This is a genomic window from Kitasatospora misakiensis, from assembly GCF_042656005.1.
Lineage (GTDB): Bacteria > Actinomycetota > Actinomycetes > Streptomycetales > Streptomycetaceae > Kitasatospora > Kitasatospora misakiensis.
Genome location: NZ_JBHSOF010000009.1, coordinates 95,446 through 118,781, shown reverse-complemented (window position 1 = coordinate 118,781; position 23,336 = coordinate 95,446). Strand labels below are relative to the sequence as shown.

The 23,336-nt window shown below is 74.7% G+C and carries 22 protein-coding genes; 11 read left to right on the top strand and 11 right to left on the bottom strand.

Features of this window, described 5'->3' with window-relative positions; translation table 11 throughout:
* Nucleotides 1–32: 32 nt before the first annotated feature.
* The 4 genes from ACFP3U_RS10285 to ACFP3U_RS10270 all read right to left on the bottom strand — a co-directional run bounded on the left by ACFP3U_RS10285 (nucleotide 33) and on the right by ACFP3U_RS10270 (nucleotide 3,268).
* Nucleotides 33–1,136, bottom strand: a complete 1,104-nt coding sequence (locus ACFP3U_RS10285; protein ID WP_380225022.1) for a serine hydrolase domain-containing protein — start codon at nucleotides 1,134–1,136, stop codon at nucleotides 33–35.
* 7 nt (nucleotides 1,137–1,143) lie between these two features.
* Nucleotides 1,144–2,082, bottom strand: coding sequence for a DUF6895 family protein (locus ACFP3U_RS10280; RefSeq protein ID WP_380225021.1), 939 nt, complete (start codon nucleotides 2,080–2,082; stop codon nucleotides 1,144–1,146).
* Nucleotides 2,079–2,945, bottom strand: coding sequence for a hypothetical protein (locus ACFP3U_RS10275; protein WP_380225020.1), 867 nt, complete (start codon nucleotides 2,943–2,945; stop codon nucleotides 2,079–2,081). The genes ACFP3U_RS10280 and ACFP3U_RS10275 overlap by 4 nt, the downstream gene beginning before the upstream one ends.
* A 125-nt stretch (nucleotides 2,946–3,070) precedes the next feature.
* The gene (locus ACFP3U_RS10270; protein ID WP_380225018.1) at nucleotides 3,071–3,268 is read right to left on the bottom strand and encodes a hypothetical protein; all 198 of its coding nucleotides are present in this window, start codon (nucleotides 3,266–3,268) and stop codon (nucleotides 3,071–3,073) included.
* Between the two features lie 175 nt (nucleotides 3,269–3,443).
* On the opposite strand from ACFP3U_RS10270, the gene ACFP3U_RS10265 reads away from it, so the two are divergent.
* Nucleotides 3,444–4,217, top strand: coding sequence for an SDR family NAD(P)-dependent oxidoreductase (locus tag ACFP3U_RS10265; RefSeq protein ID WP_380225017.1), 774 nt, complete (start codon nucleotides 3,444–3,446; stop codon nucleotides 4,215–4,217).
* A 216-nt stretch (nucleotides 4,218–4,433) separates the two neighbouring features.
* Complete coding sequence (locus tag ACFP3U_RS10260) at nucleotides 4,434–6,248, top strand: ABC transporter ATP-binding protein (protein WP_380225016.1); 1,815 nt, start codon at nucleotides 4,434–4,436, stop codon at nucleotides 6,246–6,248.
* A gap of 53 nt (nucleotides 6,249–6,301) precedes the next feature.
* Here ACFP3U_RS10260 and ACFP3U_RS10255 read toward each other — a convergent pair whose 3' ends face one another.
* On the bottom strand, nucleotides 6,302–6,970 hold the full coding sequence (locus ACFP3U_RS10255) for a lysophospholipid acyltransferase family protein (RefSeq protein ID WP_380225015.1): 669 nt from the start codon (nucleotides 6,968–6,970) through the stop codon (nucleotides 6,302–6,304).
* Between the two features lie 216 nt (nucleotides 6,971–7,186).
* On the opposite strand from ACFP3U_RS10255, the gene ACFP3U_RS10250 reads away from it, so the two are divergent.
* Nucleotides 7,187–7,399, top strand: coding sequence for an EF-hand domain-containing protein (locus ACFP3U_RS10250; protein ID WP_380225014.1), 213 nt, complete (start codon nucleotides 7,187–7,189; stop codon nucleotides 7,397–7,399).
* A gap of 213 nt (nucleotides 7,400–7,612) precedes the next feature.
* Here the strand turns inward: ACFP3U_RS10250 and ACFP3U_RS10245 are convergent, their stop codons facing one another.
* Nucleotides 7,613–9,823 (bottom strand): bifunctional glycosyltransferase/CDP-glycerol:glycerophosphate glycerophosphotransferase, encoded by a 2,211-nt coding sequence (locus ACFP3U_RS10245; protein ID WP_380225013.1) that lies wholly within the window; start codon nucleotides 9,821–9,823, stop codon nucleotides 7,613–7,615.
* A gap of 174 nt (nucleotides 9,824–9,997) precedes the next feature.
* Between ACFP3U_RS10245 and ACFP3U_RS10240 the strand changes: the two genes are divergently transcribed.
* The 3 genes from ACFP3U_RS10240 (at nucleotide 9,998) to ACFP3U_RS10230 (ending at nucleotide 11,600) form a co-directional block, all read left to right on the top strand.
* Nucleotides 9,998–10,144: a hypothetical protein gene (locus ACFP3U_RS10240; RefSeq protein WP_380225012.1), complete on the top strand. Its 147-nt coding sequence runs from the start codon at nucleotides 9,998–10,000 to the stop codon at nucleotides 10,142–10,144.
* Nucleotides 10,145–10,600: 456 nt separating this feature from the next.
* The gene (locus tag ACFP3U_RS10235) at nucleotides 10,601–10,870 is read left to right on the top strand and encodes a hypothetical protein (RefSeq protein WP_380225011.1); all 270 of its coding nucleotides are present in this window, start codon (nucleotides 10,601–10,603) and stop codon (nucleotides 10,868–10,870) included.
* 274 nt (nucleotides 10,871–11,144) lie between these two features.
* On the top strand, nucleotides 11,145–11,600 hold the full coding sequence (locus tag ACFP3U_RS10230) for a YjbQ family protein (protein ID WP_380225010.1): 456 nt from the start codon (nucleotides 11,145–11,147) through the stop codon (nucleotides 11,598–11,600).
* Nucleotides 11,601–11,649: 49 nt separating this feature from the next.
* Here ACFP3U_RS10230 and ACFP3U_RS10225 read toward each other — a convergent pair whose 3' ends face one another.
* Nucleotides 11,650–12,336, bottom strand: a complete 687-nt coding sequence (locus ACFP3U_RS10225) for a DUF1990 family protein (RefSeq protein ID WP_380225009.1) — start codon at nucleotides 12,334–12,336, stop codon at nucleotides 11,650–11,652.
* Nucleotides 12,337–12,435: 99 nt separating this feature from the next.
* Here ACFP3U_RS10225 and ACFP3U_RS10220 point away from each other — a divergent pair, with 99 nt between their 5' ends.
* Complete coding sequence (locus ACFP3U_RS10220) at nucleotides 12,436–12,708, top strand: hypothetical protein (RefSeq protein ID WP_380225008.1); 273 nt, start codon at nucleotides 12,436–12,438, stop codon at nucleotides 12,706–12,708.
* Nucleotides 12,709–12,760: 52 nt separating this feature from the next.
* Here ACFP3U_RS10220 and ACFP3U_RS10215 read toward each other — a convergent pair whose 3' ends face one another.
* Together ACFP3U_RS10215 and ACFP3U_RS10210 are read right to left on the bottom strand one after the other, a co-directional pair.
* The gene (locus ACFP3U_RS10215; RefSeq protein WP_380225007.1) at nucleotides 12,761–15,937 is read right to left on the bottom strand and encodes an AAA family ATPase; all 3,177 of its coding nucleotides are present in this window, start codon (nucleotides 15,935–15,937) and stop codon (nucleotides 12,761–12,763) included.
* Complete coding sequence (locus ACFP3U_RS10210; RefSeq protein ID WP_380225006.1) at nucleotides 15,934–17,103, bottom strand: exonuclease SbcCD subunit D; 1,170 nt, start codon at nucleotides 17,101–17,103, stop codon at nucleotides 15,934–15,936. Before ACFP3U_RS10210 ends, ACFP3U_RS10215 begins: the two co-directional genes overlap by 4 nt.
* A gap of 493 nt (nucleotides 17,104–17,596) precedes the next feature.
* On the opposite strand from ACFP3U_RS10210, the gene ACFP3U_RS10205 reads away from it, so the two are divergent.
* From ACFP3U_RS10205 to ACFP3U_RS10195, 3 genes are all read left to right on the top strand, one after another.
* On the top strand, nucleotides 17,597–18,703 hold the full coding sequence (locus tag ACFP3U_RS10205) for a hypothetical protein (RefSeq protein WP_380225005.1): 1,107 nt from the start codon (nucleotides 17,597–17,599) through the stop codon (nucleotides 18,701–18,703).
* A 216-nt stretch (nucleotides 18,704–18,919) separates the two neighbouring features.
* Nucleotides 18,920–19,582, top strand: a complete 663-nt coding sequence (locus ACFP3U_RS10200; protein ID WP_380225004.1) for a hypothetical protein — start codon at nucleotides 18,920–18,922, stop codon at nucleotides 19,580–19,582.
* A gap of 277 nt (nucleotides 19,583–19,859) precedes the next feature.
* Nucleotides 19,860–20,660: an SGNH/GDSL hydrolase family protein gene (locus ACFP3U_RS10195; protein WP_380225003.1), complete on the top strand. Its 801-nt coding sequence runs from the start codon at nucleotides 19,860–19,862 to the stop codon at nucleotides 20,658–20,660.
* A 65-nt stretch (nucleotides 20,661–20,725) separates the two neighbouring features.
* Here ACFP3U_RS10195 and ACFP3U_RS10190 read toward each other — a convergent pair whose 3' ends face one another.
* Nucleotides 20,726–21,679 carry a nitroreductase/quinone reductase family protein gene (locus tag ACFP3U_RS10190; protein WP_380225002.1) on the bottom strand — a complete coding sequence of 318 codons (954 nt, stop codon included), beginning with the start codon at nucleotides 21,677–21,679 and terminating at the stop codon, nucleotides 20,726–20,728.
* Here ACFP3U_RS10190 and ACFP3U_RS10185 point away from each other — a divergent pair.
* Nucleotides 21,603–21,761 (top strand): hypothetical protein, encoded by a 159-nt coding sequence (locus ACFP3U_RS10185; protein ID WP_380225078.1) that lies wholly within the window; start codon nucleotides 21,603–21,605, stop codon nucleotides 21,759–21,761. The two genes, ACFP3U_RS10190 and ACFP3U_RS10185, sit on opposite strands and share 77 nt — an antisense overlap.
* Nucleotides 21,762–21,958: 197 nt before the next feature.
* Here the strand turns inward: ACFP3U_RS10185 and ACFP3U_RS10180 are convergent, their stop codons facing one another.
* Nucleotides 21,959–23,125 (bottom strand): polysaccharide deacetylase family protein, encoded by a 1,167-nt coding sequence (locus ACFP3U_RS10180; RefSeq protein WP_380225001.1) that lies wholly within the window; start codon nucleotides 23,123–23,125, stop codon nucleotides 21,959–21,961.
* Nucleotides 23,126–23,336: the final 211 nt, after the last annotated feature.

Here is a 23,336-nt window from a genome sequence, read left to right as displayed (position 1 = left end):
CAGTCGTACCCCCAGCGTCTGCCCCCCGCGCCCTACCGCCGCTCCCCGTCCGCCCGGGCGAGCTGCTTGAAGGTGTCGTAGGCGGTCTGCGTGAAGGAGGACGTGACCGTCGGCCCGGTGTTGGTGAGGGCGGCGACGGCGGTGGCGGTCTGCGGGCAGAAGCCGACGAGGGCGGTGAACCCGCGGGTGCCGCCGGAGTGGAAGAAGAGGTCACGGCCGTCCGCCGTGCGGCGGTGGTTCCAGACCAGGCAGACCTGGTCGCCCGAGCGAGGCAGCCGCAACCGCGGGCGCTGCACGTCCCGGAGCGCGGCCCCGAGCGGGCCGTCGCCCGGTGGTTCCAGATGGGCACGGAGGAAGCGCAGCAGATCCGCGCTCCCGGCCCGGACGGCGCCCGCCCCCGGAAGGCCGGGGATCCGCCAGGGCGGAAGCGGCTGCCCGCCGCGGTAACCGGTCGCGCGGTGCGGCGCGTCGGGGGAGCAGGTGACGGTGCGCAGCCCGAGCGGCCGGCCGACCCGTTCGGCGAGCAGGTCGGCGTACCCGGGACTGCCGCCCGCCTCGGCGAGCAGTCGACCGAGCAGGCCCACGCCGAAGTTGGAGTACCGGTACCGCTCACCGGGCGGGTGGCGCACGGTGGTTCCGGCGAGTCCCGCCCGGACCCGCCGTTCGTCGTAGCCGGCGTACGGGTTGGTGAACCAGGCGGGGACGGCGCTCGTCAGCAGGCCCGGAGGCAGCCGTGGCAGGCCGGAGGTGTGGGTGGCCAGGTGGATCAGCCGGATCGGGCCGTCGCGCCGGACGTCTGCGGGGCGCCAGTCGGCGGGGAGGTGCCGCTGCACCGGGTCGTCCAGGGAGACATCACCGCGGGCCGCCAGCTCGGCCAGCAGCAGCGCGGTGAACGTCTTGCTGATGGAGCCGAGTTCGTGGACGGTGTCGGGTGTGCAGGGCTCGCCGTCGCGGGCGGTCCGGCCGTGGCAGTGGACGGCGGCCCGGTCGCCGACCGCCACCGCGAGGGTGACGGCGGTGGCGTCCGGCCCGGCGGCCCGGACGAGTCCGGCGAGCGACTCCCGGCCGGGACCATCGGTGCCGAGGCCGACCGGTACCGCCACCGCTCTCCCCGTCCGCGCCGCCGTCGTGCTCATCGCGCGCTCACGCCGGGACCGCCGCGCCGCCGAGCGCGCGCGAGAGCGTGACCGTGCCCGCGACGACCGCGACGACGGCCGTGTGCTCGTGGTCGCGGAACGCCTGCTCGGGGTCGTCCGAGACCGGTTCCGCGCTCTCCCGGGGGATCAGGCCGTCCTCACGCTGGATCGCGGCGAGCGCCTCCCAGCCCTGCGCCCCGGTGACGGGCTCCCCGATGCACGAGTCGACCACGAGGAGTTCGCCGACGAGGTCCCACTGGCCGACCTCCAGCCAGGTGTCGACCCAGACCGGCAGCCAGTTGCGGACGTAGTCGCGCATCGGCTCGGGCATGTGCTCGGGCCGGGCGCCCCAGTCGGTGAGATGGAAGACGGCGTGGGTGATGTGGTAGCCGGTCAGCCAGTCGATCGCCCAGGGTTCGGGGGTGGCGCCGAGCCAGGTCCGGGCGGTCAGGGCGGGCCAGTCGTCGGGCTGGTTGCGCAGTCCGATCACCCGGCGCGCGTTGGCGAGGGCGAGTCGCCGGTTGGGCATCATCTCGATGGCCTGGATCCCGCGCACCTTCGCGAGCGACTCCAGCAGCTCCTCCAGCGGGGCGTGCCGGTATCCGGCGCGCGCGAAGTGGACGTACGTCTCCAGTGGGTCCGTCATCACCGGATAGCGCAGCAGCCGCTCGTACAGGAGGTTGCCCTCCTGCAGCTGGGACCAGCCGAAGTCCAGGAGTTCGCGGGCGATTCGGGCGTCGTGCGGGCCGGTGACGCCGTCGCGCAGGACGAGCGACGCGGCCAGCGCGGACTCGGCGAGCGGTTTGTAGGCGTTGTTCGGGTCGGCCAGGTCGATGGTGACGTCGTCGGGGAGCCGGCCGAAGCCGCGTTCGTGGCAGGAGTGCAGCCACCCCATCGCCCGTGATCCCAACTGCTGGGCGCTGGCGAGGATCTGATGGTCAGTCATCTCGATCCTCCGGTGAGCAGCCGTTCCGCGACGGCGAGTTCGAGCGCGGTGCGGGCGCTGCCGTCGCCGACGGCCCGGATCCGGTCCAGCATGGGCTCGACCTCCAGTGGCAGTTCCCGGCCGTCGGCGGCGAGCCAGGCCAGCCACCGGGTCAGGCGCGCGGCGACGCGCTGGTCGCAGCGCAGCACGGAGCGGACGGCGCCGCGGGCCAGGTCGAGGCTGTGCTCGCGGGCGGCGTCGTGGACGGGGCCGTCGAGGCCGGGCAGGGCGAGGGCGGACAGCTGGGCCATCCGCACCGACCAGGCCTGCCAGGCGTGCGGTTCGGGCCGCGGGGCGTGGCCGGGCTGCGGGGCGTGGTGGTCCGGTCCGTCGTCCGGCCCGGGGAGCAGTGCGTCGGCGGCCGGTCCGAGGGCCCGGGCGAGCAGCGTCGCGGTGGCCCAGTCCCGCCACGCGGTGACCAGGGCGGCGCCGGCGGCACGGTCGGCGTCGGCACCGGCGTTGGCGTCAGCACCGGCACCGGTACCGGAACCCGCGGCGTGCCCGGGTGCCGGGAACGCGGAGGGCGGGAAGGCCCGGTGGGCCTCGGCCAGCAGCAGGACGGCCTGCTCGTCGGCCCCGGCCCCGGCCCCGGTCCAGGCCCCGGCCCCGGTCCAGGTCCCACTCAGCGCCTGCGGTGCGAGCACGTCCGGCCCGAGCACCCGGGCGGCGGCGAGCAGCGGACGCGGCACGGGGCCGGTGTCGGGGAAGGTGGGCGCGGGCGCGACCGCACCCTCGACTCCCCGGAGGGCGTCGAGGGTGCGGCCCGCCAGCCGCTCCACCGCTGCGGCGTATTCGTCGCGGAGCGAGAGATCGGCGGTTGGCATGGTTGCGTGCTTCTCCTTGAAGGGGGATTAGCGGTGTCACGGGGCCGAGGCGCGGCGGGACTCCGTGCGTCGCCCCGTGCCGTCGGTTCCGACTGCGGTCGGTGTCCGACTACCGACGGCCTCGGCTACCGCGTCCGCTCCTTCGGCGGCTTCGGGGAGAGCAGCAGCGCGCCTGCCAGCAGCAGCAGCGAAGCGGCTTCCGGACGGTACGTGGGCGCGTCGCTGACAGCCGCCTCGTCCTCCGTCATCAACGTGCCGAGTGCGTCGATCTCGGCCTGGGTGGCGAGCGTCGCCCGCGTGGTTCGGGTGGTCTGAGCAAGCATCGGGTGCCTCCTCATCGAAGTTCCATCGCCAGGCCCGGCGATGCCCCCTCGACCGACGATACGAGCACGAACCGTCCGGCGCCAGCGCAGTACGCTCCGTGACGGTCGTCACGAAGAGGCACCGTGCTGCCGCGCAGCGCTGTCGCGGGTACCCGGGAGTAGGTACGGTCGCTGCATGACCACTGCCTTGATCACCGGCGCGACCGCCGGCATCGGAGCCGCCTTCGCCCGCCGGTTCGCCCGGAGCGGCTACCGGCTCGTCCTGGTGGCCCGGGACACCGAGCGGCTGGAGGGCTCCGCCGCGGACCTGCGGGGGAAGTTCGGCGTGGAGGTGGAGGTGCTCACCGCCGACCTCGCCACCGACAAGGGCATCGCGGACGTCGAGGCCCGGCTGTCCGACGACGACCACCCGGTGGACCTGCTGGTGAACAACGCCGGCTTCGGCAACCGGGGTGCGTTCTCCACCGTGCCGCTGCAGGACGAGCTGGACATGCTGAAGGTGCACATCGAGGCGGTGCTGAGGCTGACCACGGCCGCCCTGCCGGGGATGCGCGAGCGCGGGCGCGGCGCGGTCGTCAACGTCGCCTCGGTGGCGGCCTTTCTGCCGCGCGGCACCTACGGCGCGAGCAAGGCCTGGGTGGTGAGCTTCACTCAGGGCGTCATGCGGGACCTCGGCGGTTCGGGGGTGCGGCTGATGGCGCTCTGCCCGGGCTTCACGCGCACCGAGTTCCACGAGCGGGCCGGTATGGGGACGGAGAACATTCCGGCCTGGGGCTGGCTGTCGGCCGATCGGGTGGTCGAGGAGGCCATGCGGGACCTCGCCCGCGGGCGTTCGGTGTCGGTGCCGAGCAAGCGGTACAAGGTGGCGGTCGCGATCGCCCGGGTGCTGCCGTCCGGCAAGCTCGGCGGCGTCTCCTCCAAGGCGGCCCGGACGTACCGCACCACCTGACGGCTGCGGTCCAGGCGTCCGGTCGGGCGGACAAGCGGACAAGCGGACAAGCGCTCGGGCGGCCCGATCCAGCACAGCGGAGGCGGTCTCACTATTAGCTTTGCTAACTATGAGCCTCTCTCGTTATGCTGGCGGCCGCCCGACCGCCCACCCGCCGTCGGCGCGCGCCCCCGTGCGCCGCGCCCACGCCGGCCGTCCGAGGGAGGCTGCCCGACCGTGCGCCCCGAAGGCATCCAGTGGACCCCGCCCGCCCAGGCCGAGAACGACCCGCGCCCGCCGACCCAGTGGCGCCGGATACTCGCGTTGTTCCGCCCCTACTCCGGCCGCCTCACCGTCGTCGGCCTGCTGGTGGCCGCCTCCGCCGTGGTCTCGGTGACCACGCCGTTCCTGCTCCGCGCCGTGCTGGACACCGCGATCCCGCAGAGCCGTACCGGACTGCTGACCGTCCTGGTGCTCGGCATGGTCGCCACCGCCGTGGTCAACAGCGTCTTCAGCGTGCTGCAGACGCTGATCTCGACCACCGTCGGCCAGCGGGTCATGCACGACCTGCGCACCGCCGTCTACAGCCACCTCCAGCGGATGTCGCTGGCCTTCTTCACCCGCACCCGCACCGGCGAGGTGCAGTCCCGGATCGCCAACGACATCGGTGGCATGCAGTCCACGGTGACCTCCACCGCCACCTCGCTGGTCTCCAACTTCACCGCCGTGGTCGCCTCGGTGGTCGCCATGGTGGCGCTGGACTGGCGGCTCACCGTCGTCTCGCTGCTGCTCCTGCCGCTGTTCGTCTGGATCAGCCGCCGGGTCGGCAACGAGCGCAAGAAGATCACCGGTGAACGCCAGAAGCAGCTCGCCGCGATGAGCTCGGCGGTGCAGGAGTCGCTCTCGGTCAGCGGCATCCTGCTCGGCCGCACCATGGGCCGCTCGGACTCGCTCTCCCGCGAGTTCACCGGCCAGTCCGACCGGCTGGCCGATCTGGAGGTGCGCGCCTCGATGGCCGGCCGGTGGCGGATGAACACCATCCAGATCGTGATGGCCGCCATGCCCGCGGTGATCTACTGGGCGGCCGGGATGACGGCGGCCGGCGGTGCGCCGATCGTCTCGGTCGGCACCCTGGTCGCCTTCGTCTCGCTCCAGCAGGGCCTGTTCCGCCCGACCGTCAGCCTGCTCTCCACCGGCGTCCAGGTGCAGACCTCGCTCGCGCTGTTCCAGCGGATCTTCGAGTACCTCGACCTGACCGTGGAGATCGACGAGCCCGAGCACCCCGTCACGCTGGGGGAGATCCGCGGCGAGGTCCGCTTCGAGGGCGTCGACTTCCGCTACGACCCGGGGCAGGAGCGGCCCACCCTCGGCGGGGTCGACCTGCGGATCCCGGCCGGCGGTTCGCTCGCGGTGGTCGGCGCGACCGGCTCCGGCAAGACCACGCTCAGCTACCTCGTGCCCCGGCTCTACGACGTCACCGGCGGCCGGGTCACCATCGACGGCGTCGACGTCCGCGAGCTGTCCTTCGACACGCTGGCCCGCGCGGTGGGCGTGGTCTCCCAGGAGACCTACCTCTTCCACGCCTCGGTCGCCGACAACCTGCGCTTCGCCAAGCCGGACGCCACCGAGGAGGAACTCGTCGCCGCGGCCCGGGCCGCGCGGATCCACGACACCGTCGCCGCGCTGCCGGACGGCTACGACACCCTGGTCGGCGAGCGCGGCTACCGCTTCTCGGGAGGGGAGAAGCAGCGCCTCGCGCTGGCCCGCACCATCCTGCGCAACCCGCCGGTGCTGATCCTCGACGAGGCCACCAGCGCCCTGGACAACAGCACCGAACGCGCCGTCCAGGAGGCCATCGACACCCTCGCGGAGGGCCGCACCACCATCACCGTCGCGCACCGGCTCTCCACCGTGCGGGCGGCCGACCAGATCGCCGTCCTGGAGCGCGGCGAGGTCGCCGAACTCGGCACCCACGAGCAGCTGCTGGCGGCGGACGGCCGCTACGCCGCGCTGCTCCGCCGGGAGTCCCCGGTCACGGCCGTCGCCCCCTGACGCACGGGCGCGACGCCCCCGCCGGGGGCTACGGACCGGCGTCTCGTCCGGCGTCAGGCCGCCTTGGGGACCTCGTTGTACGTCTCCACGAACTCCTGGCCGGAGAGCCGCTGGATCGCCGCCATCACCTCGTCCGTGACGTGGCGGCGGGCCTTGAGCGAACGCGCCTGGCCGTGCAGTTCGTCGAAGTGCAGCGGCTCGCCGAAACGGACCGTCACCTTCTTGACGCGCGGCAGCCGCTTGCCGATCGGGAGGATCTGCTCGGGCCCCTCCAGCGCCACCGGCACCACCGGGACGCCGGCGGTCAGGGCCAGCCAGGCCACGCCGGTCTTGCCGCGGTAGAGCCGGCCGTCCAGCGAGCGGGTGCCCTCGGGGTAGATGCCGAAGGCCTTGCCGTCCTCCAGGATCTCCAGCGCCCGCTCCAGCGAGGCCTGCGCGGAGCGGTAGGTGCCGCGCTCGACGGGCACCGCGCCGATCCCCTCGAAGAAGCCGCGGGACAGCGCGCCCTTGAGGCCGCTGCCGGTGAAGTACTCGGCCTTGGCCAGGAAGTGGACGCGGCGCGGCGCGGTGAGCGGGATCACCACGCTGTCGATGAACGACAGGTGGTTGCTGGCGAGGATGACGCCGCCCTTGCGCGGCACGTTCTCGATTCCCTCGATGGTGGGACGCCAGATCCCCCGGGCGAGCGGTTTCAGCACCAGCCTGGTGGCGAGATCGAGCATGGTCCCTCCCTGGACGAGCACGCCCGAGAGGTGCCCGGGCCTGAGGTACGACGAGCGGCGTTCGGTTTCCCCGGCCGGGCCGGGATCAGACCCGCAGACTACGACACCCACCCCCGAGCCCGTCCACTCCCGCCCGCCGTGGCGCTCGCCACGGCCGGGTAGGGTACCGCCGTCGGAAATGCACATCAGCAGCTGATCAGCCCCAGGAGGGTCCCCATGGCAGACGTCGACGACATCCGCGCGGCGTTCGACAAGTTCGACAAGAACGGCAACGGCCGCATCACCGCCGCCGAGTACGCCGTCGTCGCGCGCGAGCTCGGCGACCTCACCACCTCGATCGCCGTGGCCGAGGCCATCATCAAGCAGATGGACACCAACCACGACGGCGAGCTGACCTTCGAGGAGTTCCTGGCCGCGCGCCAGGGCTGACGACGGCAGGGCCGGCCACGGCCGGCCCGACCGCCCGGGCCAGGACGGGGCCCCGGAGTGATTCCGGGGCCCCGTCGTCGCGTCCTCAGGGCAACGTGTCCTCAGGCCGTCGCGTCTTCGGGTCGTCGTCTCCTCAGGTCGTCGTCTCCTCGGGTCGACGTCTCCTCGGGTCGACGTCTCCTCGGGTCGACGTCTCCTCGGGCCGTCGTGTCCTCAGCCGGCGGTCGGGAACACCCGGCGGACCACGCGCTCCGCCGCCCCGCCGTCGTCCCACGGGCAGAACCGCTTGCGGAAGTCGGCCCGCGCCGCCGGCGCCGGGTCACCGGCCAGCAGCGCCTCCGCCAGCCCCTCCGGATCCGTCGTCAGCGCGCCCGGCGGCTGCTCGAACAGGTCGAAGTAGACGCCCCGGTCCCGCTTGTACTCCTCCCAGTCCGGCGCGAAGACCACGATCGGCCGGTCCAGCACGGCGTAGTCGAACATCATCGACGAGTAGTCCGTCACCAGGACGTCGGCCGCCAGGTAGAGGTCCTCCACCGTCGGGTGCGCCGACACGTCCAGGATCTCCGCCGCGTCCTCGTCCGCGGTCAGGTCGCCCGGCCCGCCGGTGTGGAAGTAGTGGGTCCGGACCAGCAGGGTGAACTCCGGCCCCAGCCGCCGGGCCAGCTCCCGTACGTCCAGCAGCGGCACGTAACCGCCGCGCGCCTCCCGGTGGGTGGGCGCGTACAGCACGGCGGTGCGTCCCGGCGCCAGCCCGAACCGCTCGCGCATCGCCGCCACCTCGCCCGGCGTCGTCAGGGCCAGCCGGTCGTTGCGCGGGTAGCCGGTGTCGAGCATCTCGTAGCGGCCGGGGAAGGCGCGGGCGAAGTGCTCGCTGGTGTGCGGGTTGGAGGAGACCAGGAAGTCCCAGCGGTCGACGGCCTCCTGGAGTCGCTCGAAGTCCATCCCGTCGGCGGCCACCGGGTGGTCCCTGAGGTCCATGCCCATCGCCTTCAGCGGCGTGCCGTGCTGGGTCTGGACGTGCACCGTGCCGGGCCGCTTCACCATGGTCCGGGGGAAGTTGACGTTGTTCACGAAGTACTTGGCCATGGCCATCGTCTTCAGGTAGGCCGGGGTGTTGACGATGACGTACGGCACGCCGTCCGGCAGGGTCGCCGCCTGGGTGCGGTTCTCCACCACCCAGACCCCGTGGATCCCGGGCGCGAGCTCCTTCGCCTTCTCGTAGATCGCGGCCGGGCTGCACGCGTAACCCCGGTGCCAGTACGCGGCGTACACCGCCAGGTTCGGGTTCAGCGGCATCCGGCGGAAGGCGTTGTACGCGGTGAACCGGGCGCTGCCGCGCACCCCCTTCTTCAGGGCCGGTGCCACCGCCCGCGCCCCGCGCTTGAGTTCGCGCGGCAGCCGCCCGGTGCGGCGCAGTTCCGCGTACGCGCGCCGGGCGCCGCGCGCCGCGAGCCGGTACTGGACGCCGCGCACGCCCCCGGGGAAGCGGTAGTCGGCCGGGCGGTGCCGGGCGAAATGCTCGGCGATCCGGCGGAAGAACTCGGGCCGCAGGCCGACCGGGACCAGCCCCGGGGTGTCGTAGACGGTGAGCGCCTGCTGCACGGTCCGCTCGAACACCAGGGTGCGCAGCGCCTCCGGGACGGGCCGGCCGGGGCGGTCGGGCCGGTCCAGGAAGGCGAAGATCGCGTCGTACTGGGCGAAGGCGTCGGCGTGCTTGGCGGAGGCGGTGCTGGTGATCGCCCCGGCCCGGCCGCGCCGGTAGAAGTAGCAGGGGCGGTCGAGGTAGCGCAGCCGGTCGGCGGCGAGCAGCGCCGGGTAGGTGACGGAGATGTCCTCGTAGTAGCCGCGGCCGAAGGAGACGTCGAGGCCGAGCAGGAACGCGCGGCGGAACACCTTGTTCCAGACCGACATCACCGTCCTGAACAGGGCCGGGTGCTCGGCCAGCGTGCTCCCCCCGACGAGCGGGGATCCGGTCAGCACGTGCCGCCAGGGGTTGGGCTCGGTCCCGCCGTCGGGGTAGACGTGGGTGAAGTCGGTCAGCAGGACGTCGGCGGGCGCCTCCCCGCGGCCCTCGCGCTCCACCTCGACGGTGAGCTCGTCGAGGAGGGCGGCCACGGTGCCCTCGGGCACCCAGTCGTCGCTGTCGACGAACCAGACGTACGTGCCGCGCACCTCGGGGAGGGCGGCGGTGCGGGCGCCGCCGAGGCCCTGGTTCTCGGCGAGGTGGAGGACGCGCAGGCGCGGGTCGCGGGCCGCGTACTCGTCCAGGATCGCGCCGCTGCGGTCGGGGGAGCGGTCGTCGACCGCGATCACTTCGAAGCGGGACTCGGAGGGGGAGGCGTCCGCCAGGAGGGAGTCGAGGCAGCGCGGCAGGAAGCGCTCCACCCCGTGGACCGGGAGCACGATGCTGAGGAGGACTGGCACGCTGGCCGAGTCTACCGAGCGCGGTGACGGTGACGGCCACCGGAGGAGGGCGGATGCGGGGCACCGCGTGGGAAAGGGGTGGGCGCCGTGTGCGGGAAGGGTGCGCGGCCGATGCCGGTCGCGATGTTGGTCGCGATGTTGGTGCCGATCGCGATGCCGATGTCGGAGTCACCGATGTCGGAGCCGGAGCCGCCGGTGCCGGACCCCGAAGGGTGTGGCACCGGCAGCCTGGTGGCGGCCCGGCCGACCCTCTACGGCCGGCCGCCGGTCCGGGAACCGCCCGCACCTGGCCGCCGCAGCGTCGAGGCGGCCTGGCAGTAGGTACGGGGTAACCGGAAGCTTCATCAGTCGAACACTGCGGCCGGAGATGTTCGCGCCCGCATGGTCGATAGAGATACTGCTTGGAGCCGGGGCCCGCGTCAATCCCCCGGTTGTGTTCACTTCCTAAACGGATAGTCGTATCGCCCCAGGTGGTGGACCGAGGCCTCTCGCGAGCGCCGCCCGGCGGACACGGTGGGTGAACGGTCGGTGACCCTGTGCGCCGGGCGTGCACCGCTGCGGCGGGCGCCGGGTGAATGACCCGAAGTCCCTGCTGACGAACCGCTGGTCGTGCACCATCATTGATGCGTAGTCGTGATCGGTCGGGTGGTCCCTGGTGCAGTGTCAGTTGACGCAGCACGGTACGGTTGCAGAACACCAGGACGGTTGCGCGAAGGCCGTCTGTCACGGATAGTCTTCGCCTCACGGCCCTGGCGCCTCGTAGGGGTGGGAAAACTGATGGAACAGATGCAAGTGCGGGCTCGGCCTCGGGTGCCGGCGATCCAGTGCGGCGTCGGCACGACCGGCCGCCGGATCGAGCGACACCTGGCGGTGCTCGGTGCACCCGCACTCCCGGCGGTGGACACCGCCGAGGCGCTCGGGTTGATAAGGGAACTGACGCCGCGCGGCGCCGATGTCCCGACGTCGCGGGCGCGCCGCCATGCGCGGGTCAAGCTGCTGGCGCCGCTGCGCCGACTGCGGCGGGGGCTCTTCGGCGGGCGCGGCTGAGCCGGACCGGCTGAGCGGACGCCCCGGCCCCGGGGCGTCGCACACCGACCGTCGCGCTCGCCCGCACATCGAGCTGCACCGGCCCGACGGATCCTCGCGACCGTCGGGTCTTCCGTGTTCCCGGACCCGGTCGTCCCCGGTCGCTCTTGGTCGGTCCTGGTCGTTCCTGGTCGTTCCTGGACGGAACCTTTCAGCGTACGTGGACATGCCTCTCCGGCACGGGGAGTCGGCGAGGCTGGTCAACCGGCTCCCGTACGTGGGCCAGGATGGCGCCATGGCGGACCACAACCACTCCCGAACCACCTCCCACTCCACCTCCTTCCGGACCGAGACCTTCGAGATCACCACCGGCAGCCACGAGGTCGCGCTCGACATCACCGACCGCTGCGCCCGGTTCCTCGACGAGCACGCCGTTGGGCGGGACGGCCTGCTCAACGTCTTCGTCCCGCACGCGACGGCCGGAATCGCCGTCCTGGAGACCGGCTCCGGCAGCGACGACGACCTCCTCGCCACCCTGCGCGAACTCCTACCGGCCGACGACCGGTGGCGGCACCGACACGGCAGCCCCGGCCACGGCCGCGACCACGTCCTCCCCGGTCTGGTCGCCCCGCACGCCACCCTGCCGGTGATCGGCGGGCAACTCGCGCTGGGCGTCTGGCAGTCGGTGGTACTCATCGACACCAACGGCGACAACCCGCGACGGACGGTCCGGCTCTCCTTCCTGGGCTGAGCGCCGCGCACACCTCCGGTCGTCGAAGGCGCCGCCGGCGCGGACCGGGCTAGGACCTGTCCGGCAGTGACTCCGGTGCCGGCCCGGGCTCCGGGTCGGCGGCGGCTTCGACGACCGAGGTGAGGTAGCGCTCGATCGCCAGGTACTGGCAGAGCACGGCGACCGGGCGGCCGAGCCGCGCGTACCAGGCCGCGAGCCGGGCGAAGGCGCTGACCTCGAACCACACCTCGCCCGCCGCGTCCATGGACACCACGAACGCTTCCTCACCGCGCTCCGGGTGCCCGGGCAGCGTGCCGTAGGCGAAGCCGATCCGGTCCGGCTCGTCCACCGTCCACACCACCCGGCACGGGATCACCAGCCGGGGCCAGCGGGTCCCGGGCAGGCGGAGCCGCAGGAGGACGGTCGCCCCCGGCTCGGCGGGAGCGTAGGGGTGGACGGCGAAGCCGGTGCCCAGCTGGCAGCCCCAGCCGAGGACGAACCGGCCGGCCCGGGCCAGGACCTCCGGTCCGTGTCCGAGGTGGACCCGCCGCCGCAGGTGGGCGTACCCCTCCGGCAGCCGGGCGCCCCGGGTGGCGCCCACCTCGCGGTAGCTGGGCGCGGCGGCGCGGGCGGCGAGCAACCTCCGCTCCAGGGCGGAGCGGCCGGCCGGGCCGCCCCGGGCAGTGGTCGGGTCGGTCGGGTCGGGCAGGTCGGTCGGGTCGGCGCGGGGTATCTCGTGGCCGGGCGAGTCGGGCATACGGCCACCGTAGCGGCCGCCCTCGGGGCGACCTCGCGTGGGACCGCCTTGCGCGGGACGGCCTTGCGCGGGAGCGGCCCGGGGAGTAGAGAAGGCCACATGAGCGAAACAGCGACGCACGACAAGGGCAGCGCGAACGACGGGAGCACCGCCGTCCCCGACACCCGGGTCACCCCGGCGGCCGACCCGATCTGCGCCCTCGCCCCGAGCGACGCGGAGGCGGCCCTGCTGCCCGACCCGGAGCTGACCGGCCCGCGCGCAGACTGCGTGCTGTGCGGCGAGCCCACCGAACTGCCCGCCGACCACCCGGGCAGCACGCTCTGCCCCGTCTGCACCTGGCAGCAGGCCCAGCGGATCGCCTGCTCCGGCTGACCGGGCCGCCCGCCCGTCGTACGGATCCCGTTGGATCACGGATTTCCTCGGGTCAGGCGTCCTCCCGCCCCGCCAGCGCCAGGGTGGAGCCGTGCCGGCCCTTGCGGACCAGCAACTGGGCCGGGATCCGGCTGCGCAGATCGGCGACATGGCTGACGATGCCGACCGCGCGGTCCCGCTCGCGCAGTCCGTCGAGGACGTCCATCACCTCCTCCAGGGTGTGCTCGTCGAGGCTGCCGAAGCCCTCGTCGATGAAGAGCGTGTCCAGCGGCATGCCCCCGGCCTCGTCGGTGACCACGTCGGCCAGGCCGAGCGCCAGGGCGAGCGAGGCGAAGAAGCTCTCGCCGCCGGAGAGCGTCGCGGTGTCGCGCTCGGTGCCCGTCCAGGCGTCCACCACGCGCAGCGCCAGGCCCGAGCGCTTGTTGCCACCGCCCCGGTCGTCGCTGTGGACGAGGGTGTAGCGGCCGCCGGACATCCGGACCAGCCGGTCGCTCGCGGCCGCCGCCACCTGCTCCAGCCGGGCCGCCAGGACGTACGACTCCAGGCGCATCCGGAGCCGGTTGTCGGTGGAGGTGCCGGCCGCGAGCGCGGCCAGCCGGCTGATCCGCGCGTACCGGGTCAGCTCCGGGGCCAGTGAACGGGCCAGCTCGGTGAGCCGCTGGCCGATCGCGGCGAGTGCCTCGCAGCGCAGGCGCGCCGCGTCCCGTGCGGCGTGCGCCGCGCGCAGCCGGTCGGTGGCGGCGCCGAGCCGGCTCCGGGTACCGGGCAGGTCGGCGGGCGGCAGGGCGGCCGCCGTGGCCAGCTCCGGCTCGGCGAGCCCCCGCTCCGCCTCGTCCAGCGCCACCCGGTGCCGGTCCAGCCGCAGCTCCAGCCGATCGCGCTCGGCGAGCAGCAGCCGGACGGCGACGGCGTCCTGCGCGCTCGCGAACCCGGCCGCCACCCCGGCGGCGGCGAGTTCGTCGTCGGCCCGTTTGAGCTGGTGCGCCGCCTCGGTGGCCGCGCGGGCCGCTCCGCCGAGGTCCGCCACGGCCGAGGCGAGGCGGTGCAGCGCGTTCGCCCGGGCCGCCACCGACGGCGCCTCGCCGCGGGCCGCGGCCACCCGGGCGGTCAGCTTCTCCTGCTCGGCGTGCAGGGTCCGGGCCTGGGCGGCCAGTTCCGCGCTCCGCTCCCGGGCGTCGGCCAGCGCGGTGCGGCGGACGGCCTGCTCCTCGGTGAGCCGCTCGATCTCCCGGCCGACCGCACCGAGCCGCTCCGCGACCCGGACCGCCTCCCGGTGCTCCAGCCCCAGCCCGGTGAGCGCCCCGGCCAGGGCGTCGGCGGGCTCCTCGCCGGCCGCGCCGGCCGCCGCCGCACGGCGCACCCGGAGGCCGGCGAGTTCCCGTTCCGCCGTGTCGGCGGCCTGCTCGGCGGCCGTCTGGGCGTGCCGGGCACGCTCCTCGTCCTCGGCCCGGACCGGTTCGCCGACCGGGCGGGCCGGGGCCGGGTGCTCCGCCGAGCCGCAGACCCGGCAGGGCTCGCCGGCGCTCAGCTGCGCGGCCAGCTCGGCGGCCATGCCGGTCAGCCGGCGCTCGCGGAGCTCCAGGCCGTGCTGCCGGGCGTCCAGGGCCTCGGCGCGCCGGGCGAGGGCGCGCGGCGCGGCCCGGTCGATCTCCCGGTCCAGCGTGTCCCGCTCGCGGGCGGCGGACAGCCGGGCGGTCAGCTCGGCGCGGCGGGCGTCCAGCCGCTCGACCAGCGCGGCGGCGTCCCGGGCGGCGGACTCCTCCTCCTGCAGCGCGGCGAGCCGGGCGTCGAACTCGGCCAGCCAGTCGCCCGCCTCCTCGGCGAGGTCCTCGGCGCGCCGCAGGTCCGCGGTGAGCGCGGCCCGGGTGCCGGCCAGCTCGGCGCACTGCCGTTCGTCGTCCCGGGCCCCTTCCAGCCGGACGATCTCCGCGCGCAGCCGCCGCTCCGCCTCGGCCAGCTCCTCGGCCTCGGCGTGCGCCAGCGCCCGGCCGCCGCCGGTCGCACCCGCGCCGGTCACACCCGCGCCGGTCGCGCCCGCCCCGGCCGGTCCCGCACCGCCGTCGGCCGAGACCCCGCCGGCCAGGCCGTCCCGGCCCGCCCGGTCGGTGGCGATCTCGGCGAGCACCGCGCGGTGCCGGTCGGCCTCCTCCCGGGCCTGCCGGTACGCCGCCGCCGCGCGCTCCCGCAGGTGCAGCACGGACTCGACGCCGACCGCCGCCTGCGCCGCGGTCAGCCGGCGGCGGTCCGCCGCCCGCGCGGGCTCGTCCTCGGCCAGCCTGGCGGCCTCCCGCACGGCCTGCCGGTGCCGCTCCTGCCGGTCGGCCAGCTGCTCGTCGGCCTCCCGCGCCCGCTCCGCCGCCCGGTGCGCCTCCTCCGCGCCGGCCAGCGCGGCCTCGGCGACGGTCAGCTGCTCGGCCGCGCCGCCGCGCAGCACGGCCGCCCAGCCCAGCACCCCCGTGGTGAGCTCGGCGTCCGCCGACGGGCTCGGCGCGCCGTCGTCCTCGGTGGTCACCCGGCCCTCGGCGGGCTCCGCGCCCGGGCCGGCCGCCTGCTCGGCCTTGCTGGCCAAGTCCCGCAGCCGGCCGCGCCCGGTCTGGACGGCGGCCTCGTGCGCCCGGCGCTGCTCGGCCAGCCAGGCCTCGACGGACTGGAACCGCTCGGTGTCGAACAGTCGGCGCAGCAGCTTGCCGCGCTCCTCCGAGTCGGACCGCAGGAACCGTGCGAAGTCGCCCTGCGGCAGCAGCACCACCTGGCAGAACTGGTCCCGGCTCATCCCGATCAGCCGGTGGAGCTCCTCGCCGGCCTCCTGGTGCGATTTGCTGACCGCCCGCCAGCCCGGCGCGCCGTCGCCGGTGCCCGCGCCGTCCACCGACCACTCGCGCAGCAGGGTCTGCGCGCGCTCGACGGTCATGCCCGTGCCGACCTTCTTCGGCCGCGGCTGCTCGGGGATCCGGATGACCTCCAGTCGGCGGCCGCCGAGCGTCAGCTCCAGCCGGACCTCGGTCAGCCGGTCGAGGTCCGCGTGGTCGCTGCGCAGCCGGTTGGCGCGGCGGGTGCCGGGCACCTCGCCGTAGAGGGCGTAGCAGACCGCGTCCAGCACACTGCTCTTGCCCGCGCCGGTGGCGCCGCGCAGCAGGAACAGCCCGCCGGCGGCCAGTGCGTCGAAGTCGACCGTCTCGGTGCCCGCGAACGGGCCGAAGGCGGTCACCGTCAGCCGGTGGAGTCTCATCGGGGCAGCTCCGCCTTCCGGTCGGTGGTCTCCCGGACGCGCTCGAAGCCGTCGCGCAGCCAGCCGAGCTCGTCCGGGTCCGGCTCGGCGCCGGGGCGGACGTGCCGCAGGAAGCCCTCGGCGATCTCCAGGTCGGTGCGCCCGCTGACCCGGGCCGCGTAGGAGGGGGAGGCCGCGGCGGTGGTCTCCTCCGGATCGAACAGCAGCTGGAGGGTGTGCGGGAAGCGGCGGCGCAGCCGCTCCATCGGCTCGCTCGGGCGGCTCGGGTCGGTGAGGGTGACCTGCACCCAGGACTGCTCGTCGGCGGTGTGCCGCTGGTCGGTGAGCAGCTCGTCCAGCCGGCCGCGCAGCCGGGCCAGCGGCCGGGGGACGGGGCAGAAGACCCGCTCGGCGGTGACCGCGCCGCCCGCCGCGAGGTCGACCAGCCACATGCTCTTGCGCTGCTCGTGCTCGGAGAAGGAGTAGGCGAGCGGGGAGCCGCTGTAGCGCAGGTGCGGGGCGAGGGTCTGGCAGCCGTGCAGATGGCCGAGCGCGGCGTAGTGGACGCCGTCGAAGACGGCGGCGGGGACGGCAGCGACCCCGCCCACCGCGATGTCGCGCTCGCTGTCGGTGGGCTCGCCGCCGGTGACGAAGGCGTGCGCGAGCACCACGGCGCGGGTGCCGGCCGGGCGGGCCGCGAGGTCGGCCCGGACTTGGTCCATCGCCGCGCCGAGCACCGCCGCGTGACCGCCGCGCGCCAGCCCGAAGCGCTCCCGGACCAGCGTCGGCTCCAGGTAGGGCAGACCGTAGACGGCGACCGGTCCGTGCGCGTCGGCCAGCAGCACCGGCTCCGCGCACTCGCCGGGGTCGGTCCGCAGGTGGACTCCGGCCCGGCCGATGAGGCCGGCGCCGACGCCGAGGCGGCGGGCGGAGTCGTGGTTGCCGCTGATGAACACCGTCGGCACGCCGAGGTCGGCGAGCCGGTGCAGCACGTCGTCGAACAGCGCGACCGCCTCCAGGCCCGGCAGCGCCCGGTCGTACACGTCGCCGGCGACCAGCACGGCGTCGACGCGCTCGTCCCGGACCACCGCCACGAGGTGGTCGAGGAAGGCGCGTTGGGCGTCGTGCAGGCTCTCCCGGTGGAACGAACGCCCGAGATGCCAGTCGGAGGTATGCAGCAGTCGCATGGTTCCCGACCATAACGGGCGCCACCGACAACTCGGTCCGGAACGGGGACCGGCGGCCGTCCGGGGGCGGGCCGGCCAGGCTCCGCGCCCTCACTCCAGGTCGATTGTCAGTGACGCTGTGTATGGTCGCGGTCGTCGGGAGCCAGGGGGCTCGTGGGGCCGGCGGACGTGTCGACGACGGAGGGAAGTGACCGTGCAGGACCAGATGCGAAGCGAGTTGCGGGAGCAGCGGCAGGAGCAGGAGCAGGAGCAGGGACAGGAGCGGGAGCAGGGACAGGAGCGGCACCCGGAGCGGTGCGGTGGCGGAGGGCGCCGCCGTGGCCGACGCGGTCGAGGTGGCCGATCGGTCGGCGGGGGCGCGGTCGGCTGCCGCGAGCGGTGGCGCAGGCCGGTGGCGCGGTTGTGGGGGCCGGGGCCGGGGCCGGCCCGGCAGCGGCCCAGCCCGGGTGGGCCGGGCGGTCGGGTCCCGGACGGGCGGCCGCCGGGCGGCGGGGTGAGCACTCCCCGGACCGGGGGCTCGGGCGGGTCCGCCGGGCCCGGGGTGCGGGACCGGCGCCGGGGGCGCCCGCGCGGGGCGCCGCCGCCGCAGCCGGTGGCGCTCGCGCTGGCCGTCGGCGCCGGCGACTTCGCCGATCTCGCGCGGCACGGGCTGTTCGGCGGTCTGTCCTACCGGTCCTACCTGCGGCGGGTGGCGGTCCAGCTCCGCGCGCTGCGCGGACACGGGCTGGAGGTCCACCTGCGGATGCTCGACCCCGTCGACTACGAGGAGTACTGCGAGGCGCTCGGCTTCGCGCCCGGGGACGCGGCCGCCCGGGTCGCGTACGCGGCCGATCCCGAGCTGGCCGGGGAGCCGTTCGTCTACGCCGGGCAGCGGTTGACGGCGCTGCTGCCGGAGCTGGCCGACGACCACCGGGCCAGGGTGCGGATCTCCATCGCGATGGCGGCCCTGCTGACGGCGGTCGGCGAGGGGCCGCCGGGGGAGCGGCGGCTGGTGGCGGCGATGCGGCACGCCGTCGAGGTCCAGCTGGCGGTGGCGGCGGGGGCCGGTGACGGCTTCCACCTGCTGACCCTGCGCTGCCACGGGCCCGCGGACGGCGAGGAGCTGGCCTCGGCGACCGACGTCCGGGTGGAGCGGGGCCGGTCCGCGGCCGGCGGGCGGGACGCCGAGGCGTTCTGCGTGACGCTGGCGGCGGGCCTCGCCGTCGGCGGCTCCGGGGCGATGGTGTTGCACGGGGACCCGGCGGCGCCCGGTGGGCAGACGGCGCGGGGCTGGGCGCTGCGGCGGGGGCGGCTGCGGCCGATGACCGTCCGCGAGGTGCTGGACGAGCTCGCCGACGACGTCGGCCGGGGCCTGCCGTTCCCGCCGGCGGTCGTCCCGTTGCCGGGCTTCCCGCTGCCGGCGCCGCCCTCGGCGGAGGGTGGTCGGCCGGGGGAGGGGCGGTCGCGGCCGCCCGGTGATCCGGTCGGTGACCAGCCCGGCGGCCGGCCCGGCGAACGGCCGGGTGGCCGGCCCGACGACCGGCCGCCCGGGGGCGGCCAGCCGGGCGGGCGGCCGTCCGGGGAGCCGCCGTTCGGGGACGGGGGTGGGCCCCTGGTGTGACCACGGCTGACCAGGGCGTTCGGCTCGGGGTGTCCACCAAGCGGCGCTGGGGACTGTTCATCGACCGCCTGTTCGGGGAAGATTTCGGGGAAGATCAACAGTGGGAACGGTCGGTGCCCCACGCCGCCGTGCCCGCCGCTCCGCCCCGAACCGAGTACCGCGAACCGTCCCCGCGCACCGTCGGTCCGGCGAGCCCGACACCGAAAGGGGGGACGCATGAGCCGGATCGAGTACAGCGCGGAGATCGCCGAGCTGCTCGGCCTGGTGCGCCGGCGTCCCACCGCGGGCTGGCCGTGGCGACCGGGTGAACGGGTGCCCGCCGGGCTTCCGGTCAAGCAGTCGTGGGGGTGGCTGTTCGCCCCCGACGGCCGGGTGCTGACCCTGGTCAACCCCAAGGACGGCATCGTCTCGCTGCCCGGTGGCTCGCTGGAGCCGGAGGACGCCGGTGACCCCGGTTCCGCGCTGGCCCGGGAGGCGGCCGAGGAGGCGCAGGCGTTGATCGGTACGCCGTACTACCTCGGTTACCTCTACGACCGGGTCGGCTCGGCCAACGGTGGACACGAGTGCGCCCGGGTCCGGATGGCCGCCGCGCTGCGGGCCGTCGGTCCGAGCCTGCCGGACCCGGCCTCGGGACGGCACTACCGGCGGCTGCTGGTCGCTCCGGGCCTCGCCGTCGAGCTGCTCGGCTGGGGCGCGCCGGGCCTGCGTCAGGCCCGGGCCGCGGTGGCGACCGCCGTCCGGAGGCTGGGCGTGCCCGCGGCCGCCAACGAGACGATCGAGGAGCTGCCGCTGAACGGCTGCGAGCTGTTCCCCGGCGCGGCCCCGGGGTCGGCTTCCGGTCCGGCCCCGGCCCAGGGCCCGGGCGCGCCCCCGGTGTGACCCCGACCGCCTGACCCCGACCGCCCGACCCCGACCGCCTCACCCTGACCACGTAACCCCGACCGCGCAACAGGCCGTACCACCCGACCCGGCTGAACGCCGTCCCTCGATCGGGCGACGCCCGGAAACCGGCGCCCGGGCGCATTTCCCGTGGTGGAAGGGGCAGTTCACCGTCCCGTTGTCAGACTGTCCGTCAATTGCCTTGGCATGACAACTTCCCGAGTTAGCTACCGCCTGGTATCAAATTCTGTGACGCGAGTCACTCCCAGGAGGTGTCATGCTACGCCCTGCCCGTGCCATGTCCGTCGCCGTCACCGCGGTGCTCCTCTCCCTGACCACCCTCGTCACAGCCGGTTCGGCCCACGCCGCCGGGGTCAACTACGTCGCGCTCGGCGACTCGTACGCCTCAGGCCTCGGGGCCGGGAGCTACACGAGCGAGAGCGGCAGCTGCAAGCGCAGCACCAACGCGTACGCGTACCTGTGGAAGAACGCGCACGCGCCGTCCTCCTTCTCCTTCGTCGCCTGCGCCGGCGCCAGAACCTCAGACGTGCTCAACAACCAGCTCTCGGCCCTGAACTCGTCCACCACGCTGGTCAGCGTCAGCGTCGGCGGCAACGACGCGGGCTTCGCCAGCGCGATGCAGACCTGCGTCCTCGACTCCGAGAGCGCCTGTCTCAACGCCATCGCCACCGCGAAGAACTACGCGACCGGCACGCTGCCCGGCAAGCTCGACCAGGTCTACTCGGCGATCCACGCCAAGGCCCCGAACGCCCGGGTCGTCGTGCTCGGCTACCCGCACCTCTACAAGGTCGGCGGCAGCTGCATCTTCGGCATCGGCGACACCAAGCGGTCCGCCATCAACAGCGCCGCCGACACGCTCGACGACGTCATCGCCAAGCGCGCCGCCAACGCGGGCTTCGCCTTCGGCGACGTCCGCTCGATCTTCCGCGAGCACGAGATCTGCGGCTCCAGCACCACCTGGCTGAACAGCACCACCCTGCCGGTGGAGGAGAGCTACCACCCGAAGGCCGCCGGCCACTCGGGCGGCTTCCTGCCGGTGTTCACCGCGCAGGCCTGACCGCACCCCGCAGACGGCGGGCCCGCCGGTCCCCCACCGGGGGAGGGACCGGCGGGCCCGTCCACTCAGCGCCCCGATGGCGGGAACGGGATCCCGGCCAGGGCGGGCAGCAGTTCCCGCTCCTCGTGGGCGAGATGGGCCTCCAGCTCGTCCGCCGTCCGCGACAGTGCGGCCCGGAACCGCTCCGGTTCGGCGGATTCGAGGCCGGACACCAGCGCGACCAGCTCGTCCTTCAGCCGGGACACCGCGCGGTGCTCCTCGGCCAGCCGGTCCAGCACGCCCCGCAGCTCCGGATGGCTGCGGGCCAACGCCGGGAAGACGCCGTGGTCCTCGCCGGAGTGATGGACGGTCAGACCCTGGCAGAAGGCCAGGCAATGCTGGCGGATCTGCAGGCCGAGCGCCGGAGCGCGGCCGCCGCCTCCTCCGGCGAAGTGCGCCTCGGTCTCGGCTCGCACCTGCCGCACCTGGGCGCGCAGCCAGTCGTGCACCTCCAGCAGTTTGTCCGCGAGGCTCGCCACCTCGCGCACCGGCGCCCCGGCCCCGGCCCCGGCCCCGGCCCCGGGGTCCGGGTGCTCCAGCACCACCACGGGCAGGACCCGTGCGGTGTGCCGCTGGTAGTCGCCGTACCCGGGGGCGGCCCGGACGACCGCCTCGAACAGCCGGTCGCGCCGTTCCCCCTCGGCGGGGACGGCGATCGCGTCGAACACCTCCTCGCCAAGTTCCACCCGCACCAGCGGGCCGGCGAGCAGATTCCGGTACCACTGCGGGTGTTCGGGCGCCCCGGCCGCCGAGGCGACGACCAGCAGCAGCCCGTCCGCCCGTACGAACCCGAGCGGCACGGTGTGCTCCCGCCCGGAGCGTTCGCCGACGGTGGTCAGCAACAGCAGGTCCCCGCCCTCGAAGGGTCCGCCGACCCTTCCGCCCCGGGCACGGAACTCATCGATGACCGACTGGTTGAACGACGAAGGAGAAGTAGATGAAGAGGATGAAGAGGATGAAGAGGAAGAAGAAGAAGACATGGGCATGCGTCTGTGGGTGTCTCCGAACAGGGGAAGAGGCGGCCGAAGCCGCGGTGATCGTCAGGAAAGGGGAGCGGAGTAGGTACTCATCGCGCATCGTCCCTCTGCGTAAAGGTGCTCGCTCGGTCACCGGCCGGCCCACATCTCTTTGGCCGGCGCCACGCCGCACGCGGACCATCCCAGCACCCGCACACGCCCGCTGTCAACGCGTCGGAAACGGCGCACCGCCGGCCCCCCGGGCGGGGTCGGCGGTGCGCCGGCGAGCGGCAGTCGGCGGTGTCAGCGCAGGTAGGAGGCCAGGCCGGCGGGCTTGAGGCCGGCGGCCTCGGCGGCGGCCAGGGCGCGTCGGAGGTCGTCGGCGAGGGTGTCCGTCCAGTGCATCAGGACGACGTCGCCGGGCGACAGGGTCCCCTCGTGCCAGATCTTGGCGGCGCCCCAGCTGAAGTCCGCGTCGGCGGTGAGCACGGTGCGCATGCCGCAGTTGGCGGCGGCCTGGAGGGTGTCGGCGTTCCAGGCGAAGAACGGCGGGCGGAACACGGTGGGCGCGGTGCCGAAGAGGCGGGTCAGCGAATCCCGGGCGTCGCAGATCTCCACCTGCTGCTCGGCGGGCGGGAGCTTGGTGAGGTCCCGGTGGGAGACGCTGTGGTTCTGGACGGAGGAGCCGGGTGCGGCGGTCACCCGCCGGAAGTAGTCGGGGTTGGCGGCGGCGGCCATCGGCAGCGGGAAGGCGGTGATCGGCAGTTGGTGGTCGGCGATGAAGCGCTCCGCCTCCGGGGTGGTCTGCCAGCCGTCGTCGACGGTGAGGAAGACCACCTTGTCGCTGGTCGGCACCGAGCCGGCGGCGGTCGCCGGGGTGGGCGCGGGACTGTCGACCCGCATGTCGTCGACCGCGAACGGCCCCTGCTGGTACCAGCCGTGGACGGCGAGCCGGACGGTGGTGGCGGTCGGGCCCGCGGTGAAGCGGGTGGTCAGCTTCTGCCAGCCGCCGTTGGTGCTCTCCGTCCAGGCGGGGGCGGTCGGGCGGTCGGTGCCGTCGGTGGCGCCGAGGAAGACGAACCTCCCGCGGACCCAGGCGGAGGCGGTGTAGGTGGTGCCGGGCTGGACCGAGACGGTCTGCGCGCACTCGCCGGTGGAGTCCTCGCCCGCCGGGGTGACGGCCAGGGCGGAGGCGCCCGAGTGCGGGGCGGCGGTGGTGACGGAGGCCTCGGCGGGACCGCCGGAGCAGCGCCAGCCGGGCACGCTGCCCCAGTCGGCGAGCGAGGAGGCGGGGATCTCGAACCCGGGGTTGGTGGCCAGGTTGACGGCGGGCGCCACGGCCTCCGTGCCCGAAGCGGCGGGCTCCGCGCCCGAAGCGGCGGCCGGTCCGGCGAGGCCGGCCACCAGCAGCACGGCGGCGGCCGGCCCGGACAGACGGCCGGACAGACGCCCGGACAGGCGTGTGGACATGCGCGAGGAGATGGACACGTGGGGACTCCAGCGTGGGGGACGCGCCCGTGGGGCGGGCGCGCGGAGAACGGGATGTGGGGGTGCTCCCGGAGGGGGCGGGAGCCTTCGGCGTGCCGCACTCGGACCGGAGAAAACAATGGACTGGACCACTGCGATCGTCAAGGGAGAGCGCGGCCCGGCGAGACCCCGTGTCGACCCCATGTCACCTGCG